The organism is Candidatus Nitrosocosmicus sp. T (assembly GCF_054408485.1).
On sequence record NZ_CP166992.1, the window covers coordinates 99,269 to 115,224 of the forward strand.

Annotated in this window: 18 protein-coding genes; 12 read left to right on the forward strand and 6 right to left on the reverse strand. The window is 32.9% G+C overall.

The annotated features are described in order from the left end of the window. Positions 1-24: 24 nt before the first annotated feature. Complete coding sequence (locus AB0A59_RS00525) at positions 25-864, reverse strand: hypothetical protein (RefSeq protein ID WP_458745535.1); 840 nt, start codon at positions 862-864, stop codon at positions 25-27. A 189-nt stretch (positions 865-1,053) separates the two neighbouring features. On the opposite strand from AB0A59_RS00525, the gene AB0A59_RS00530 reads away from it, so the two are divergent. From AB0A59_RS00530 to radA, 3 genes are all read left to right on the forward strand, one after another. Then, the gene (locus AB0A59_RS00530) at positions 1,054-2,013 is read left to right on the forward strand and encodes a hypothetical protein (protein ID WP_458745537.1); all 960 of its coding nucleotides are present in this window, start codon (positions 1,054-1,056) and stop codon (positions 2,011-2,013) included. 215 nt (positions 2,014-2,228) lie between these two features. After that, positions 2,229-2,969 (forward strand): hypothetical protein, encoded by a 741-nt coding sequence (locus AB0A59_RS00535; protein ID WP_458745539.1) that lies wholly within the window; start codon positions 2,229-2,231, stop codon positions 2,967-2,969. Positions 2,970-3,058: 89 nt separating this feature from the next. Then, entirely contained in the window at positions 3,059-4,174 is a 1,116-nt protein-coding gene (radA, locus tag AB0A59_RS00540) for a DNA repair and recombination protein RadA (RefSeq protein ID WP_458745541.1), read from the forward strand. A gap of 9 nt (positions 4,175-4,183) precedes the next feature. On the opposite strand, the gene AB0A59_RS00545 is transcribed toward radA, so the two are convergent. Together AB0A59_RS00545 and AB0A59_RS00550 are read right to left on the reverse strand one after the other, a co-directional pair. Continuing rightward, positions 4,184-4,327 (reverse strand): hypothetical protein, encoded by a 144-nt coding sequence (locus AB0A59_RS00545; RefSeq protein ID WP_458745543.1) that lies wholly within the window; start codon positions 4,325-4,327, stop codon positions 4,184-4,186. A gap of 176 nt (positions 4,328-4,503) precedes the next feature. Next, the gene (locus tag AB0A59_RS00550; RefSeq protein WP_458745545.1) at positions 4,504-5,730 is read right to left on the reverse strand and encodes a thioredoxin-like domain-containing protein; all 1,227 of its coding nucleotides are present in this window, start codon (positions 5,728-5,730) and stop codon (positions 4,504-4,506) included. A 565-nt stretch (positions 5,731-6,295) separates the two neighbouring features. On the opposite strand from AB0A59_RS00550, the gene AB0A59_RS00555 reads away from it, so the two are divergent. Together AB0A59_RS00555 and AB0A59_RS00560 are read left to right on the forward strand one after the other, a co-directional pair. After that, positions 6,296-6,982 carry an HD domain-containing protein gene (locus AB0A59_RS00555; protein WP_458745547.1) on the forward strand — a complete coding sequence of 229 codons (687 nt, stop codon included), beginning with the start codon at positions 6,296-6,298 and terminating at the stop codon, positions 6,980-6,982. Positions 6,983-7,001: 19 nt separating this feature from the next. Next, the gene (locus AB0A59_RS00560; protein ID WP_458745548.1) at positions 7,002-7,736 is read left to right on the forward strand and encodes a hypothetical protein; all 735 of its coding nucleotides are present in this window, start codon (positions 7,002-7,004) and stop codon (positions 7,734-7,736) included. A gap of 171 nt (positions 7,737-7,907) precedes the next feature. Here the strand turns inward: AB0A59_RS00560 and AB0A59_RS00565 are convergent, their stop codons facing one another. After that, the gene (locus AB0A59_RS00565) at positions 7,908-8,861 is read right to left on the reverse strand and encodes a hypothetical protein (RefSeq protein WP_458745550.1); all 954 of its coding nucleotides are present in this window, start codon (positions 8,859-8,861) and stop codon (positions 7,908-7,910) included. A gap of 189 nt (positions 8,862-9,050) precedes the next feature. Between AB0A59_RS00565 and AB0A59_RS00570 the strand changes: the two genes are divergently transcribed. The 4 genes from AB0A59_RS00570 to tgtA all read left to right on the forward strand — a co-directional run bounded on the left by AB0A59_RS00570 (position 9,051) and on the right by tgtA (position 11,950). Beyond that, the gene (locus AB0A59_RS00570; protein WP_458745552.1) at positions 9,051-9,233 is read left to right on the forward strand and encodes a hypothetical protein; all 183 of its coding nucleotides are present in this window, start codon (positions 9,051-9,053) and stop codon (positions 9,231-9,233) included. A gap of 76 nt (positions 9,234-9,309) precedes the next feature. Then, entirely contained in the window at positions 9,310-9,888 is a 579-nt protein-coding gene (locus AB0A59_RS00575) for an adenylate kinase family protein (RefSeq protein WP_458745553.1), read from the forward strand. 56 nt (positions 9,889-9,944) lie between these two features. Further along, positions 9,945-10,358, forward strand: a complete 414-nt coding sequence (locus AB0A59_RS00580) for an Lsm family RNA-binding protein (RefSeq protein WP_458745555.1) — start codon at positions 9,945-9,947, stop codon at positions 10,356-10,358. Positions 10,359-10,360: 2 nt separating this feature from the next. Further along, positions 10,361-11,950: a tRNA guanosine(15) transglycosylase TgtA gene (tgtA, locus tag AB0A59_RS00585; protein ID WP_458745556.1), complete on the forward strand. Its 1,590-nt coding sequence runs from the start codon at positions 10,361-10,363 to the stop codon at positions 11,948-11,950. A gap of 75 nt (positions 11,951-12,025) precedes the next feature. On the opposite strand, the gene AB0A59_RS00590 is transcribed toward tgtA, so the two are convergent. Beyond that, positions 12,026-12,688: a proteasome subunit beta gene (locus tag AB0A59_RS00590; RefSeq protein WP_144733028.1), complete on the reverse strand. Its 663-nt coding sequence runs from the start codon at positions 12,686-12,688 to the stop codon at positions 12,026-12,028. Between the two features lie 98 nt (positions 12,689-12,786). Here AB0A59_RS00590 and leuC point away from each other — a divergent pair, with 98 nt between their 5' ends. The 3 genes from leuC to AB0A59_RS00605 all read left to right on the forward strand — a co-directional run bounded on the left by leuC (position 12,787) and on the right by AB0A59_RS00605 (position 15,277). Further along, positions 12,787-14,202, forward strand: a complete 1,416-nt coding sequence (leuC, locus tag AB0A59_RS00595) for a 3-isopropylmalate dehydratase large subunit (RefSeq protein WP_458745558.1) — start codon at positions 12,787-12,789, stop codon at positions 14,200-14,202. 36 nt (positions 14,203-14,238) lie between these two features. Beyond that, positions 14,239-14,841 (forward strand): 3-isopropylmalate dehydratase small subunit, encoded by a 603-nt coding sequence (gene leuD, locus AB0A59_RS00600; RefSeq protein ID WP_458745560.1) that lies wholly within the window; start codon positions 14,239-14,241, stop codon positions 14,839-14,841. A gap of 124 nt (positions 14,842-14,965) precedes the next feature. Continuing rightward, the gene (locus AB0A59_RS00605; protein WP_458745561.1) at positions 14,966-15,277 is read left to right on the forward strand and encodes a hypothetical protein; all 312 of its coding nucleotides are present in this window, start codon (positions 14,966-14,968) and stop codon (positions 15,275-15,277) included. Between the two features lie 14 nt (positions 15,278-15,291). Here AB0A59_RS00605 and AB0A59_RS00610 read toward each other — a convergent pair whose 3' ends face one another. After that, the gene (locus AB0A59_RS00610) at positions 15,292-15,933 is read right to left on the reverse strand and encodes a hypothetical protein (protein ID WP_458745563.1); all 642 of its coding nucleotides are present in this window, start codon (positions 15,931-15,933) and stop codon (positions 15,292-15,294) included. Between the last annotated feature and the right edge of the window lie 23 nt (positions 15,934-15,956).

Genomic DNA, 15,956 nt, shown 5'->3' on the forward strand with positions numbered 1-15,956 from the left:
TGGGTGATAAACAGATGGCATTTCCTATGAAATAATAGGGTCAACTCTTTGAACAGTTAGTGCATGATTATCTGTCAATGTATCTGAGATAATTTCTGTGTCTCTAATTAATATTTCAGAGGTATTGATATCAATTTTCTCATTTGTATTATTCTCCGAAATCTTCTTCTTAATTAGTGATAATGGATCAATAATTTCATCAGGATTAATATTAAATATAGCAGTGTAATTGCTTACTTTACTCTTATCTTTTGATAGAGTTGAAAAGTCTGCTTTCAAATATACTACCTCTTTGTTTAAATCGTCCAAAGTATTCACCGTGTGAAGGACATCCACGTTAATTAGATTACCAATTTCGGATTCGTTCAAGATAGTATTCACTTGCTGATTATTTAGAAAGTTATTTACCAATAATCCATTATCAATACTGATTTCTAGTTTTATGATGCCCTCTGTGAATTTGTTAGATAAAGTAGGGATAGATTTAGTCGCGTTTTTATCCTGGATTGGAAGTAGTTTTGCGCAATTAATATTAGCAATATTTTCTGAGGGAATATTTAAAATATTGAAATTATTCTTGACTTGCTGATCTATTGCAATAGCTTTCCAAATTATGGTAATTGGATAGCTTTTCTTGTTGAATATTGTAATATCCGAATCATATTTTCCGGGTCTCAATGGACCACTGTCGTCACTGATTGTGCCACAATTAAATCTTGCATAGTAGTTTACTGTTTTGTAGTTTCCTAGATCGTTACTTGGTTGACTCGAGGCCAATCCCATATTTATTGTTCCATTCGAACCTAAAACCATAGATTGAAGGATAAAAACGACTAATGTTACAGTAAATATGCATCGGATCATATATGAACGAGATTATTTCGTTGATATAATTTTTTTCTTATTACCTTATCAATAATAATTATATAGTCAAAATTCCTTCTTTATTTTATGAAGTTTCTGCTATCAATAATTTTGATTTTTTGTTTGATGTCTAGTCCTTTGTTAACTTTTTTTGTTTTTTCTAAGAATGTATACGGTGATGGACTTTTCATGGAAGAATTAACCGCATCATTTGGTGATCGAACTGCAGATCTGCTAATAAAAATGAACCCCCCTACAGTAACCACAGAGACAATTCAAGATCAAGCCCAAAAGCCCACCGTTCAGTTTAAACTACTTGATTCCAAAACAAACCAAACTTTCAAAGAGGTTACCTATTTTATTACAATTGAAAAGGACGGGAAAACTTTACTGTCTGACTGGTTCTTTAATTCTGGTGGCGACTTATTAATACAGATGCAACCACGAAATCAAAGTCAAATATCGGTATATGGCGAACTTGATCCTATACTTGAAGCCTATACCAGTAGAGAGGGGTCCCCAGTAGTGGCTGCTGGACCAATATTTTTAGACGGGGGTTTATATCACTTTATCGTAAGAATTGTAACCGTGGACTATTCTCGCACAATTTTGCCAGATGATCAACAACCTGTATTTGATGGTTGGCTTAGTATTGGAGCAGCAAAGAATGCAAACTTGACTGTAGATGGTAAAACTCTTCCAACGAAAGTTCTTTCTTATTATGATGAAATAGGGAATATAACATACAATCAAGCATCTAATTCCATCAACTTTACAATGCCGTTTAATTATGACCCTAAGAGACTAGATGATCCTAAAAACACCGTATTTATTCATCAGGAGATAGAAGTTCCAAAACCTAGTGTTCTATCCTCTGACGGTGCATATCAGGGCTATACCAATGGAAAGGATGTTACAAATGTTTTAATGGTCGATGGGAATAATCCGACAAAGGATATCATACATTTCATGCTTGCTAAACCAATGGTGCAACAAATTTCCGACGAATACTTGAAAAATATAAATAAAACATCTACAGACGGACTCATGACCTTCTCACTGATTCCATCTAAAAATGGATCCATGGCAATGGGCGGTGGTGGTGGTAGTGGAGCCATGAATCACACCATGCCGATGACAATGCAATAAGAGTTTTGTTTTGAATTTAATACAAAAGGTGGCAAGAAAAAGATTGACTAACAATCTGCAAATTTTATTTTATTTATTGATCTTTCAATATATAGATTCAAGATAATTAGTCCACTCAGTACTATAACAATTTATATTATGAATTTAATTAAGAAATAAATTTGGGTAATCGATTCTCTTTTCTTCCTTTTTTGCTTGTATTATTTCCACTTACCTTGATTTTTACTCTTTTTTTAGTACTTTTTTTCTCCTTTGATCTTGGGTTGGTTGTTGCACCATCTGGAAATGAGGAACCTAAATTCGGGAATTATGTAGGATTGGCACAAGGCGTGACTTTAGATAATTTTCTCTTGTCCGTCAATTCTCAAACAGTTGGAGGAATGGATGACGATGAGGGATTACCATCGATCAACAATTCTAATACCTTTTATACAAAAGGATTATTGTCCACTGTAGTATTCCATGATTATAGCGAAATAAACCAAAATTTATCCGAACCTGTTCCTCCTCCTCCTCCTCCTCCATCTCTGAATCAAACTTCTGAATCCACTATACTCTATAGTTTTCCAAAACTGGTCTCTGGAACTTGGTCTTTGAATGTATCAAGAGGTTTAGTTACAGATTTTCAAGCCAATTTTAAATTGCTTACTGTAAATGGTATCGAGAAACATTTTATAGAAATAATCAATTTTCAAAATAGCAACGGTTCTTCTATTACTTTTAATCAATTTTCAAATACTCCAATATATGGATTTGCTGATATAAAAATTGATGATGAGCTATTCCAAAGTAAGTTTCCCTTGACAATTCAAATTTTTAATATCAACACTATTGTCTTGACTATCAGAGATGAAACAATAGGCAATATTTTCTATAACAATGATTTGTTGGGCATTACTGATTCCTTTAAGAATTTCAAGGGTGATGAACTTTTGATTTTTGAAGAGGATAATTAAAAGTAACAATAGTTTCAAAATTATTATATTGGTTGTTCTAGTCTTTGTAGTCAATTATTTAATATAACAGAAAGTACATATAGTAGAATATGGTCGAAAAAAGAAATAGTGAAAGAATGAAAGATGAAGATGTTGTAAATGCTCTATCCAGCGAAACCCAAGAAATTTCTGATAACGATTTAGAAGAATCAAAACCTATTCCTACTATTATTGATGATTTAGATATACAAGATATTCCAGGTATTGGACCAACCACTGCAAAAAAATTACGTGATGCCGGTGTACTTACTGTGATGGACCTCGCCGTTACAAGTTCAGAAGAACTTTCTGTGGAGATCAACTCTTCAAAAGAAAGTGCAGCCGCGTTCATTATTGCTGCTCAACAACTTTTGCGAGATTCTAATCTTTTAGACAAGGAATTTGTTACTGCAGATGTCGCATTAGAAAAAAGAAAATCATTGTTGCGATGTACAACTGGTTCAAATGCTTTGGATAAACTACTTTTGGGGGGTATAGAGACCCAAGCTGTTACTGAATTTTATGGTGAGTTTGGTTCTGGCAAGTCTCAAATTTGTCATACTCTGTGTGTGACGGCTAGTCGACCAGTTGAAAATGGTGGATTTGGAAGCGGTTCAATATATATCGATACAGAAGGTACTTTCAGACCTGAAAGAGTAGATCAAATAGCTGTGTCTAGAGGACTTGATCCAACTACTGTCTTAAAAAGTATCGCAGTTTGTAAGGTTTACAATAGCTCTCATCTTGAATTGATCATAAAAGATCTTGGAAAATATATCAATGATTTTAAAGCCAGACTTGTTATCATAGACAGTATTATTTCTTTGCATAGGGCAGAATTTGCAGGAAGAGGCACACTAGCCGATAGACAGCAGCGACTCAATTCCATGTTGCACAAAATCATTAGACTTGCAGAGATTTATAATATTTCTGTGGTTATAACAAATCAGGTTCAGTCTTCACCCGATACCTTTTTTGGAGATCCTACAAAAGCTGCAGGCGGAAATGTATTAGGTCATGCCTCAACCTATAGGATTTATCTCAGAAAGTCAGGTGAAAATCGAACCGCTAAGATGATCGACTCTCCCTATCATCCATATTCTGACACTAAATTTACTGTAACTGAGAAAGGTGTAGATGATATGGAAGAAGAAACAAGTTCAAAGAGAGGAAAATTAAAGGAATAAATCTAATCTTTATTTTTTTATTGTCGTGTTATCGTTATTTGAAGACGTAGTAGTATCACTCTTTGTGTCTTCTTTTTCTTCTTTGCTATTCTGACCTTCTTTTGGGGTATTATGAACTAAAATAATAATAGGTATTGCTATCCGATCAGCCACAATATTAAGACCGTTCTATTTATTATAATTATTAAAAAATTCTTTATAATAGAAATAGTGGTCATTTTGAGTTCAGGACGATAAGAAACTTGTCAAATTAAGATTATGATAGAACCATGAGAAATTATGATGAGTCGTTTGAATATTCATTATTTTATCCTCGTTGAGAGGATTTGTTATCCAAATGTAAATGCATAAGATTGAAATCCTTTTCCTTTAACATCTATTATTAAAGAATAATAGTCATCACTATATGATTGATGATTTACTATGTTATACAACCTGGGGTAATCAATTACGAATTGAGAATCATTTTCTGTATCTGCACCACTGGAATAATTTGATAATAAGGAATTATTCTCATGAACTATCCCCTGACCACTACCTCCTGCTACCAAGTTTACAGACTTTGCAGAGTAGAGTATACCAATACGTCCTGAGTCGCTTTGTAATTCAACATTGTCATGATTGGTTTTCCATTTTCCTTCGAGATATATTGTATTAGGTTTGATTGATCCATTCAACGATGGTATTGTATAGGTTATAGTTTGTCCAAGACGAACTCCTTCGGAATTTCCTATTGCTGATTTTGACCCTTGATTTCCAAAATACAATTCTGGTGTTTTAATTTTTGAAAAATCAACAGGCTGTTTAATAAAATTACTAATATTATTGGTAGAGACTAATCGAGATATGTACTCATAGAGAAAGGTTGTATTTTGATCCGTATTTTCTATTTCTTTGTTACCATTTCTTTCAACTAAGAGTGATTGAATTACCTTCTCTGTTTGATTATACTCTCCCTCACCAATTTTATCATATACTATATACCCTTGAGAATCGATAAGATACATTCTTGGCCAATAATTATTCTCATAGGCATTCCAAATTTTACGGTCATTATCTTGTATTACAGGATATTTTATACCGTATTTTTGTAATGAAGTATTTACATAATCAATATTTTTTTCAAATTCAAATTCTGGTGTATGAACTCCAACTATTACCAGTCCTTTATCTGAATACTTTGCATTCCATTCTATAATATGTGGAACAGTTCTTAGAACATTAATACAACTATAAGTCCAAAAATTGACAAGAACTACTTTTCCTTTCAAACCTGCCATTGTTAATGGCTGACCATCATTAATATTGATGATATTTACGCCTTCATCAGGTTTTTCAAATTCTGGTGCAATTTTATATTGAGATTTATTGCCTGACACGTTCTTTTCATCAATATATGGTATTAATGACGTATGCTTTGGAAAAATTGTTCTATCCGAGTTAGTATCTGCGTTAACAGGATACAGAAATGGGGAATATGTTAAATAACTAATAGTTAAAGTAGATGCTATTATTACCGTTATTAAGATAATGAACTTTTGTTTAAATTTAATCACTTTTCCCAATTCATTTTATATTGGTGGACTTTTCCCAACGGAATTGGACTCGTTTGCTTCTGTCTCTCAAATATAGAGATACTTGCTATTGACAAGCATATGAACGTGGATACAAATTCTATAAATATTAAAAAAAATTTTTGTATAACAATTAAAGGTATTTTATTTCCTCCATAATTTTTCATGTATAATGACCCATTCATCTAATATTTAAGATAGATGAGTTCTGTAATCAAGAATTATCCATTAAATAGTACACCGAATCTGGATGAATTCATTGGAAATATGCTTGTGCAATATTTTGATGAACATAGAGAAGCCGTGGACGACTAAACTTTCCAATACAAAAACAATAATCGTCACAAACTTCTAATCTATTCTGATTTGTATTAGGGTTAACATGCTTATTGACAAAAAATTATGAAGTATTTATCCTATATACCTATTCAAGCACTTAGCTACCTTGGTGTTTATCAACAGAAGCCTGTCATAATGAGCAATTATGCATTGTAAAAGATATCTATAAAACATAGAGTTTTTAAAAATTGTCCATTCATAAGCATTATTGCCCGTATATCATCCATTCTTAAACTTCACTAGCAGTATAAGGCTACCCGAATATGGATATGTTGGAATTACAGATATAGAGAAAAAAATAATCAATACAAGATATTTTCAACGCCTCCGAAGAATAAAACAAAGTTCCAATCTCTTTATGGCTTTTCCAGGGGCGTCTCATTCAAGATTTGAACACTCTTTGGGTGCCATGCATATTGCTGGCGAGGCTTCCACCCATATCATCTTGAATTCCAATAACAAGATCGATTCTACATCTATAATTGACTTGATGGATTCCATTAACTGCAAAATTGAAATCAAAAAACAAATTCAAATGACAAGACTGGCAGCCTTATTACATGACATAGGACATGCTCCATTTTCTCATACCTTTGAAGAATTTCTAAAACTAGTCAACCCGTCTTTAGATTGGAAACATGAATACTTGAGTTTGGAAATAATATACAAGAAATTTACCAATTTACTTAAAGAATCATCTGAAAACAAAATCGAGTCTTATGAAATAATGGCATTATTATGCGATTTATCACCTAATTTTAGAATAATCGAAAATACAAAAAGGATTCTAGAAGGCATAGGCGTCAGCGAAGAGGTTATTGCCAGGATGGATACTTTTTTGGAGTCAAATTGGTATTTGAATCATCTTATAAAAGAAGATCCTGTACAATGTTGACAGATTTAACTACCTGATATTGGATTCTAATAGGACTGGAGCAAAAGAGTATGGTTTTGTAGATGTAGGAAGAATTGTTCAAAATTTATACTTCTTAAGAGAAGATAGAATTGTAACTGTTTCAACCCAAGCAAGAGAGGCAGCAATGAGATTCTTTGAAGCCTATGCCCAAATGCACAGGTCAATTTATTTGCATAAAATATCCCAAGGTGCTGATGTCCATTTGTCTTACATAATGAAGGAAGCTGCAAAAGAATCTAACTCTGCCTTTCAGAAACTATCTAATCCCGAGATGGAATCTATATTAGAATTATCTGATGATGTCTTGATACATGAATTAACAAAAGTAGAGAATGAAAAAACAAGGATACTTGTAGATGATTACCTGAACAGAAATATTTTATCACTTGTTCACGAATTTGATCTGAGCGATAATAACAAAATTACAAGGATTATGGATTCAAAAGGATCAAAGGGATTACAAGATGAAATTAGAAAGGAAGCAGGGTTGCCCGATGATGGGGTAGTATTGGTTATAAATATTACACGTAAGAAGGTAACAAAACCACCTGTTGATGAGACTACATTGAAAAGGCTAATGTTTTATAATACTAAATCTAAAAAATTGGAACCATTGGATCTGGATTTTATCAGACAATTTTACCCTAACAAGAAGTATAGAATATTTACCGAAAAAGGATACAAGGAAAAAATTAAAAGTATTATTTCGGCGTGGGTAGATACAAACTTTTGAGATTTTTATTTATGATTTAACCGACAGTTTGGGCAACTAAAGAAATCCGAAAAGTCCCTATTGGACTATCTGCCTATAAACTCGGCTAATTTTATTGAGGATTAGGCAGCAGAATAATGGTAAAGAAATGAAATTTAAAATGAATTGATTAAAAGCAATGAATAATTACTATTAATCAAAACTAAAATCTATTCCGCTGTCTCTAATATTATCTTCTACTTGATCCATTATACTCCCCCCGTCGTTATCGTCGTTATCGTCATCACTGTTACTATTGTCATTACTCTCCTCCTCAACTTCCTCCTCCTCATCATTCCTGTTGCTGTCATCGTCATTACTCTCCTCCTCAACTTCCTCCTCCTCATCATTTGTGGTAACAACATCTGTATCATCTTCAGTTATTGGGGGGACCGCTGTAGTGTCAGTAACTGCATTGACCTGTCCTGGACTGCTTCCTGCTATCTTACAACAGATTGGACCATTTCCTGTATCTTGGTTAAATTGTTGAATTTGTGCAAAAGGTTGCTGTAATCCACCTGAAACCTGACTCATATTACCACCATTAGCTGTCGAATTGGAAGATTCTAACATCATGTTATAGCTTGATAACTGTGCTTGTGTAAAGTTAGTAGCAGTGATGTTTACCGAGTAATAGGCTTGTAATGTTTGAGGACCACCTAAACATAAGATTTTAGAGGTTATCTTGTTATTTCCTTCATTGATGTTTGTATAATTGCTTGATACTGTGTATTGCCAGTTAGAATAGTCGTTGGCTCCTTGAGCACCTGTGGGTTGAACATTCTGATATGGCTTTATATTATTTATGATAACAGAAACATCACAATCTGATGTTGCATTATCCTTTGAAATACCGTGAATAACAAGTGATTGGTTTGAATTTAATGGAACTAGATCTCCTTTATCTGGAGACATTATCTTTACTCCGCCTGTAAGCTTTGTAATATTTGATACCGTGTCAGAAGAAACAATGGGAACAGAGGTGTTTGTAGTGCTTACCGAAGTATTTTGCTGTGCTAATACTTGCACGTTTGCATTAGAATTGATGTTAGATAGTAATAACAGTATTAATAGTCCTGAAAAAATAATAGCAAGCCTTTTTATCATGATTAAATTTGTTACTTATATATATATTAAAGTTTGAATAGATTTTTCTATATGATAAAACTACAAAATGCTATTGATACGTGTTCTTATGAAAGTGAGTTTTCCCTTCTTCCTATCTCTCAAGTAATCTGTTCTTTTTTTAACAGAATAAACCATAAACTTTAACAATTCCGAAATAACATTATCGACGTGGAAGAAAATACTGACAGAAATCAAAAGACTCTGCTTACATTCTCAAACATCCAATACTTGGTTGAGGGTTTAGATGTATTACTCCATACAAATCTAGATGGTGATAAAAGAATAAAAGTAATAAAATTAAGAGACGATCTTAACGATTACATCAATAATTTCTTCAATGAATATTCTTAGAACGTTGTTTAATTCATTCATTCTTAAAATAATGAAAAAGAGAAAATTTGAGAATATGAGATAATGGTATAGTATTTTGAAAATAATACTTTCTGGAACACCTGGTGTTGGTAAACACACCATCGCTACTATGCTCTCCTCTTTGTTTAATAAAGTAACAATTGTTGATATAAATAAGATAATTTTATCCGAAGATCTTTTGATTCCTTCTCAAATAAGAGGAAATCATGATGTAGATATTCAAAAGTCATTGAATTTTTTGACTTTGTTGCTTTCTAAGAAAGAATATCAGGATAGTATCATCGTTGGACATCTTGCACCTTATGTAATAGATCCGTTGTTAGTAGATCTTGCAGTAATATTGAGAAGATCTCCATACGAGTTAAGAAAAATATATGAAGAAAGATCATATTCACAAAGTAAAATTAGTGACAATATAGTTGCTGAGATTCTGGGCATAATATCTTATGATGCATTAAGAAACTTTGAATTTTCTAAACTTTCTGAATTGGAGATTGCAACTAGTGTTTTACCGTCCTTATCTGCTCAAAAGATTGTCAATATGTATATGGATAAGAAGCAAAGATCTTTCGGAAACATCGATTGGTTGCCACTTATTCAAAATGATCCGAATATGTTGAAATTTTTGAAATAAATCTAGGTTGAACTAACTTCATATATATATACCTTAAGACATTATCCTCTTGGATTATGGCTGCTTTAATTTCAAGAAAATTTGCTGAAGAAAGTGTACAATTTTTAGGAAAGAAAGTTTCAATTGAGACTTCCGACAATAAAACTTATTCTGGTATTTTAACTGGTTTAAATGAAAAATTTGATTTAATATTGGACCATGTAGACTCTCAACAAATCCAAAAACTAATGATAAACGGTTTATTCGTAAAAGAGGTAAAGCTTCTAGAGAGGCCATTTGATTTGAAAGCTCTTTCTGAAAGATTGTCAAGGGTATTCCCTGGATTAGTTAAGATTCGAGAGGATGTAGGTGCAATCATTGTGATGGATAAAATTAAAGTGACCGAGTCTGGAGTCGAAGAAGGATCTGGATTATCTGCATCACGTGTAAAAGCTATTTACGATGAATTCCTTAGGGAGTCAAAGAATTAATCTTGGTATTTGAGGTGAAATGTACTGATTTAGCTGCTCGGATCGGTAAATTAACCACTCCTCATGGTTCTTTTGAAACTCCATCGTTTATACCTGTAATTCATCCAGTCAAACAACAAATCAGCCCAAGTTTTTTAAAAAGCCTTGGGTTTGAATGTATCATAACAAATGCCTATATAGCATTCAAATTTTATGGCGAGAAGGCCGAAAAACAGGGAATTCATAAAATAGTTAATTTTGATGGGCCTATCATGACAGATTCAGGTGGTTACCAAGTGCTAGAATATGGTAAAGTCAATGTAACCCCCTCGATAATGGCCCAATTTGAACTTGATATTGGTAGTGATATTCCAGTTCCATTAGATAAGCCAACAGGCTATGGTTTGCCTTATCATACGGCCAAATCCTATGTAGATGAAACCCTTTCAAATATAGATGAAACAATCGATGTCATAAGAAGAAATAGAACTGATCAGAATGATTACAGTAGTAACAATGATGATATTTTATCATCAAAAGGTGAAATATGGACCGGAACAATCCAGGGAGCTGAGCATTTTGATCTTGTACGATATTCTGCCTCCATGTTAGATAAAAAGGGCTTTTCATTTTTTGCAATTGGTAGCCCAGTGGAACTGATGGAAGCTTACGAGTTTTCTACACTCGCTCGACTTATAGAAGCTACTAGATTAACCATACCAAACAAGCCTATCCATTTATTTGGTGCAGGTCATCCATTAACAATACCTCTTGCTGTTGCCTTAGGTTGTGATACATTTGATTCCGCATCGTATATTTTATATGCAAAAGCTAATCGTTATATGAGTTCTTCAGGGACGCTGAGGTTAGAAGATCTTTCATATTTGCCGTGCTGCTGTCCTGTTTGCTCATATTATTCAGTTAAAGAATTGATCGATGAAACCCCTCAAACCAGAATTATTAATCTTGCTAAACATAACTTGTACGTTCTAAAACAGGAGATGTCTGCAGTAAGGCAATCAATTTACGACGGTAGGCTTTGGGAATATATACTGCAAAAAGCAAGATCTCATCCCAAATTAATGGATGCGATTCATGCAATTAAAAATTTTGAATATATTCAACAAAATACTCCTGTCTTCAAGCAAAAAGCAATCTATTTGTTTGAACCAATAGATCAGTTTAGACCAGAGCTAAAAAATTATCGACGTATGCTGATTGATAACTACAAATCACCCAATAATAATGTCCTGCTTTTATATCCAGATCAGGGTATAAGACCATTCTATTCCTCCTCTATATTGCGAAAACTTTCCAGTGCATTTCCCGATGCATCAATTTGTCTTTATAATGCTTTTTTCGGCTTGATTCCAGTTGAAATATCGGATATTTATCCTACATCTCATAATATCTTTACAAAACATTTTGACGAATATGATCCTAAAAGTTATACCGAATTCCTAAAATTATTAAACTCCTTCTTAAAAAATAATGCTTTTAAATCAATTCATATAATTGCTAATAAGTTCATTAAAAAATTGCTCCCTATTATTGAACTACCTAAGGAAACGGAGGTAGTAATTGAAGATTTTATTGGTTATAAATTAGACTAAGGTGTATAAAGTTAGAATGATTTCTATTTCTATTTTTATATTATGATTATCTGATTGGATAAAAAAAGTTAAAAATTAAAATTTAGCGCCTACACTATCTTTAATTTCTTTAGATAATTCTGTATATCCATTTTTATCTATTATCACTGCATTTATACTGTCTCCTGTACCTGCATTTCTTCTAATTGCTGCAGCAATGGCTTGAATTGCTACTTTATAAGCTTCATTTACGCTCATTCCTTCTTTAAATTCTGATTCTAAATATCCGTATGCAACAGGGGACCCACTACCCGTTGAAATAAAGCTTTCTGTAGTCATAGAACCAAATAAATCTATATTATAAATTTGTCCTTTTTGCTGACGAAAATCAAATCCTCCCATGATAATTTGAACATAAAAGGGAAAATATCTTTGATTAAATAGAATGTTGGAACATAATCTAGCAGCAGAACTGACTGGAATGGGCTCTTTTTTAGATAATCTGTATATATTTGCGTTATATCTCATTGTATCAACTAGATTTTGGGCATCTGCAACACCGCCTGCAATTGTCATACCTAAATGATTATCAACTTTTTGTATTTTCATTACATGCCTATCTGCAATAAATAATCCTGCACTTGCTCTTGTATCTGCAGCTAATACTACACCATCACTACATGTAAGAGCACAAGTAGTTGTTCCTTTTTTAATTTGATCTAAAATTTGCTGAGGATATCGATCATCATTAACATGCATTTATATCAAATGATAAAAGACTACATTTAAGCATTGTTAATTCCCAATTAATTATAAAATAATTATTATTATAGTCGTTTTGTTATTATATATTATAGTTGGCACAAACTCTATACGATAAGATCTGGGATAATCACGTAGTATATTCTGATGAAAATAGTGATTTGTCGCTTTTATACATTGATAGACATTATGTGCATGAAGTAACCTCACCCCAAGCTTTTGATGGTCTTAGGATCAACAAAAGAAGTGTTAGAAGACCAGATCTTACCTTTGCTACTGTAGATCATAACGTTCCCACCACCAATAGGTCCTTGCCCATTGTGGATCAAATCTCATCATTACAGATAAAAACATTGGAAAATAATTGTAAAGAATTTGGAATAAGACTTTTTGATATTCATGATAAGTATCAAGGGATAGTTCATGTAATTGGCCCAGAATTGGGATTGACACTTCCTGGTAGTACGATTGTTTGTGGTGATAGCCATACATCTACTCACGGGGCATTTGGATCTCTGGCTTTTGGTATAGGTACCAGTGAGGTAGAACACGTATTGGCAACTCAGTGTCTATGGATGAAAAAGTCAAAAAATTTTGAAATAGTTTTGAATGGTGGTTTGAAGCAAAAGCATCCAATATCATCTAAAGATGTCATATTAAACATTATTAGAAAGATAGGTACATCTGGCGGTTCAGGATCGGTGATTGAATATAAAGGAAACTATATTTCATCCCTCTCAATGGAAAAACGCATGACTATTTGTAATATGTCTATCGAAGCAGGTGCTCGAGCTGGTCTTGTTGCTCCAGATGATGTTACTTTTGAATATTTAAGGGGAAGAGTCTTTTCTCCCAAAAATGAATTATTTGATAAACAAGTAGACAATTGGAAGGATCTCAGATCGGATAACGGAGCACAATACGACAAGACTTTCTCTATTGATATCGATAATCTTGCTCCTCAAGTTACTTGGGGCACTAATCCAGCTATGACTATTGATGTGGACTCTGCAATTCCATCTCCTGATGAATATTCTAAAGGAAATGATGATGAAAAAAAATCAGCTATTAAAGCCCTCGAATACATGAATTTGAAACCGGGTTTACCAATTACTGATATTACAGTGGATCGAGTTTTCATCGGTTCTTGTACAAATGCAAGATTAGAAGATTTAATTGAAGCTTCCAATGCAGTAAAAGGAAAAAAGGTATCTTCTAATGTTAAAGCCATGGTCGTTCCCGGATCACAGCAGGTAAAAATTGCTGCCGAAAAGTTGGGATTAGATAAGATTTTTATCAATGCTGGTTTTGAATGGAGAGAGCCTGGTTGCAGTATGTGTTTAGGTATGAATCCTGACATACTTCAAGCAGGTGAAAGGTGTGCTAGCACTTCAAATAGAAATTTCGAAGGACGCCAAGGTACAGGAGGACGTACTCACCTTGTAAGTCCTTTAATGGCTGCAGCCGCCGCAATAGCCGGAAAATTTGTTGATGTTAGAGAATGGATTTAAGTTTGATTTATTACAGATAAAAATTACAGGATTATTATGGAACCGTTTAAAAATCTGACAAGCAAGGTAGTTCCGCTTGATATTGCGAATATTGATACAGATCAGATCATTCCAAAGCAGTTCCTAAAACTTTTGGGAAAAACTGGATACGGTGAATATTTATTTTTTAATTGGCGTTATGATAATCAAGGTACACCATTAAAGGATTTTGTATTGAACTTGCCTCTATATAGTGGAAGACAGATTCTCTTAACCCGTGAAAATTTTGGTATTGGAAGCTCAAGAGAGCATGCGGTATGGGCCATCAAGGATTATGGATTTAAAGTAATTCTTGGGGTATCTTTTGCAGATATTTTTTACAATAATTGTTTTAAAAATGGTGTTTTGGTCATCAAGATGGACAAAAATATAATCGAAGATTTCTTTACCGACAAGATAAACGAAAACTTTGAAATTGATTTGATACGACAACAAGTGAGGATAAATTCTAAAGCCTTCGGTTTTGATATCGATCCTACATTAAAGAGTTACTTGGTAAATGGATTAGATGAAATTTCCAAAACTCTAGAACTAGCAAGTCATATCAAGAAATATGAGGATAAAAATAAAGTTTCTGTGGAATCTAAAAGTATGATATAAACATTAAGATAAAATACTATAGAAAAAAAAATAGTTGATTTTACTAGGGGTAAATCTAATTAAATTTATTACTGTAACGATTGAAGAGTTTCTTATAAGATATATAACTACTATTTTTTAAGATATGAAAATAATTACATCAAAATTGACTCTGTTAATTATACTGTCGACAATTATTGTTGTTGGTAATTTGACGATTTCACAAACCAGTATGGCTGATAATATTGATAAAAGTTTTACATCTTCATCTTCATCTTCATCTTCACACCCTATTTCTGTACAAAATCTTGATACTACAGCCGATTCTAATCAATATCATGACTCTTTTGTTTGGTCCCATCCAAGTACCTCTAAAATGACTGATGTTTTGACTGCTAGTTTTACAAATATCCTTGATACACAAATTTACACCGGTTTAGACAAGGTTACAAACTAGTAAAACATCTTTTTTTAGATTGATAGCAGATGAACGTTCATGAGCATCTGATCAAAAATCAATACATAATTGTCAAATTCCTTTTGCTCAGCTAAAAGAGAAAAAATATAGATATTATTGTTAACAGTCAAAAAAACTTGTTTAGTTTTGAACAAAAGACCTGCATTTTCAAAGCTGTATATTATACTTTCAGCAGGTTTGTTTATACCCTCAATATGTATGGTAGATATGTTGTCAAACCTAAATCCCTCATTCTGAATCTCAAGTTTTTGAACTATATCTTGTGTATTGATGCTTTCATTTATTGTAAGGTCATTTTTTGGTCTCAAAATATTCACGACAATGTTTTCTTGAAAGAGATCTTCAGTGTTTTCTTTTGGTGATAGAAATACTATTATATCATTGGTTTGATTTTCGTCATTCTTTTTATCTTCAATAATCTCCCAATCTGTGGGATATGTTATGCTTAGAGTGCTTTCATTGGTTGTGTAATTTGACCAAGTAGATTCTTGAGCGAATACTTTATTCACAGTAAAAAAAGGAAGGTTCTGCATAGTGTCGGTTAGGCCATTATGACCAAACCAACTAGAAAAAAACAATAAGAGTAATACACAGGGTAATGCAAAAATAATTAAGTTGACTTTCCTGATAGACATACTACATTCTATTACCATATTAT

What these genes read in the sequence shown, in the direction of transcription:
- radA (WP_458745541.1), top strand. Translation starts at nt 3,059, where the DNA reads ATGGTCGAAAAAAGAAATAGTGAAAGAATGAAAGATGAAGATGTTGTA.
- AB0A59_RS00610 (WP_458745563.1), bottom strand. Translation starts at nt 15,933, where the DNA reads ATGTCTATCAGGAAAGTCAACTTAATTATTTTTGCATTACCCTGTGTA.
- AB0A59_RS00565 (WP_458745550.1), bottom strand. Translation starts at nt 8,861, where the DNA reads ATGATAAAAAGGCTTGCTATTATTTTTTCAGGACTATTAATACTGTTA.
- AB0A59_RS00580 (WP_458745555.1), top strand. Translation starts at nt 9,945, where the DNA reads ATGGCTGCTTTAATTTCAAGAAAATTTGCTGAAGAAAGTGTACAATTT.
- leuD (WP_458745560.1), top strand. Translation starts at nt 14,239, where the DNA reads ATGGAACCGTTTAAAAATCTGACAAGCAAGGTAGTTCCGCTTGATATT.
- AB0A59_RS00605 (WP_458745561.1), top strand. Translation starts at nt 14,966, where the DNA reads ATGAAAATAATTACATCAAAATTGACTCTGTTAATTATACTGTCGACA.
- AB0A59_RS00525 (WP_458745535.1), bottom strand. Translation starts at nt 864, where the DNA reads ATGATCCGATGCATATTTACTGTAACATTAGTCGTTTTTATCCTTCAA.
- AB0A59_RS00530 (WP_458745537.1), top strand. Translation starts at nt 1,054, where the DNA reads ATGGAAGAATTAACCGCATCATTTGGTGATCGAACTGCAGATCTGCTA.
- AB0A59_RS00590 (WP_144733028.1), bottom strand. Translation starts at nt 12,688, where the DNA reads ATGCATGTTAATGATGATCGATATCCTCAGCAAATTTTAGATCAAATT.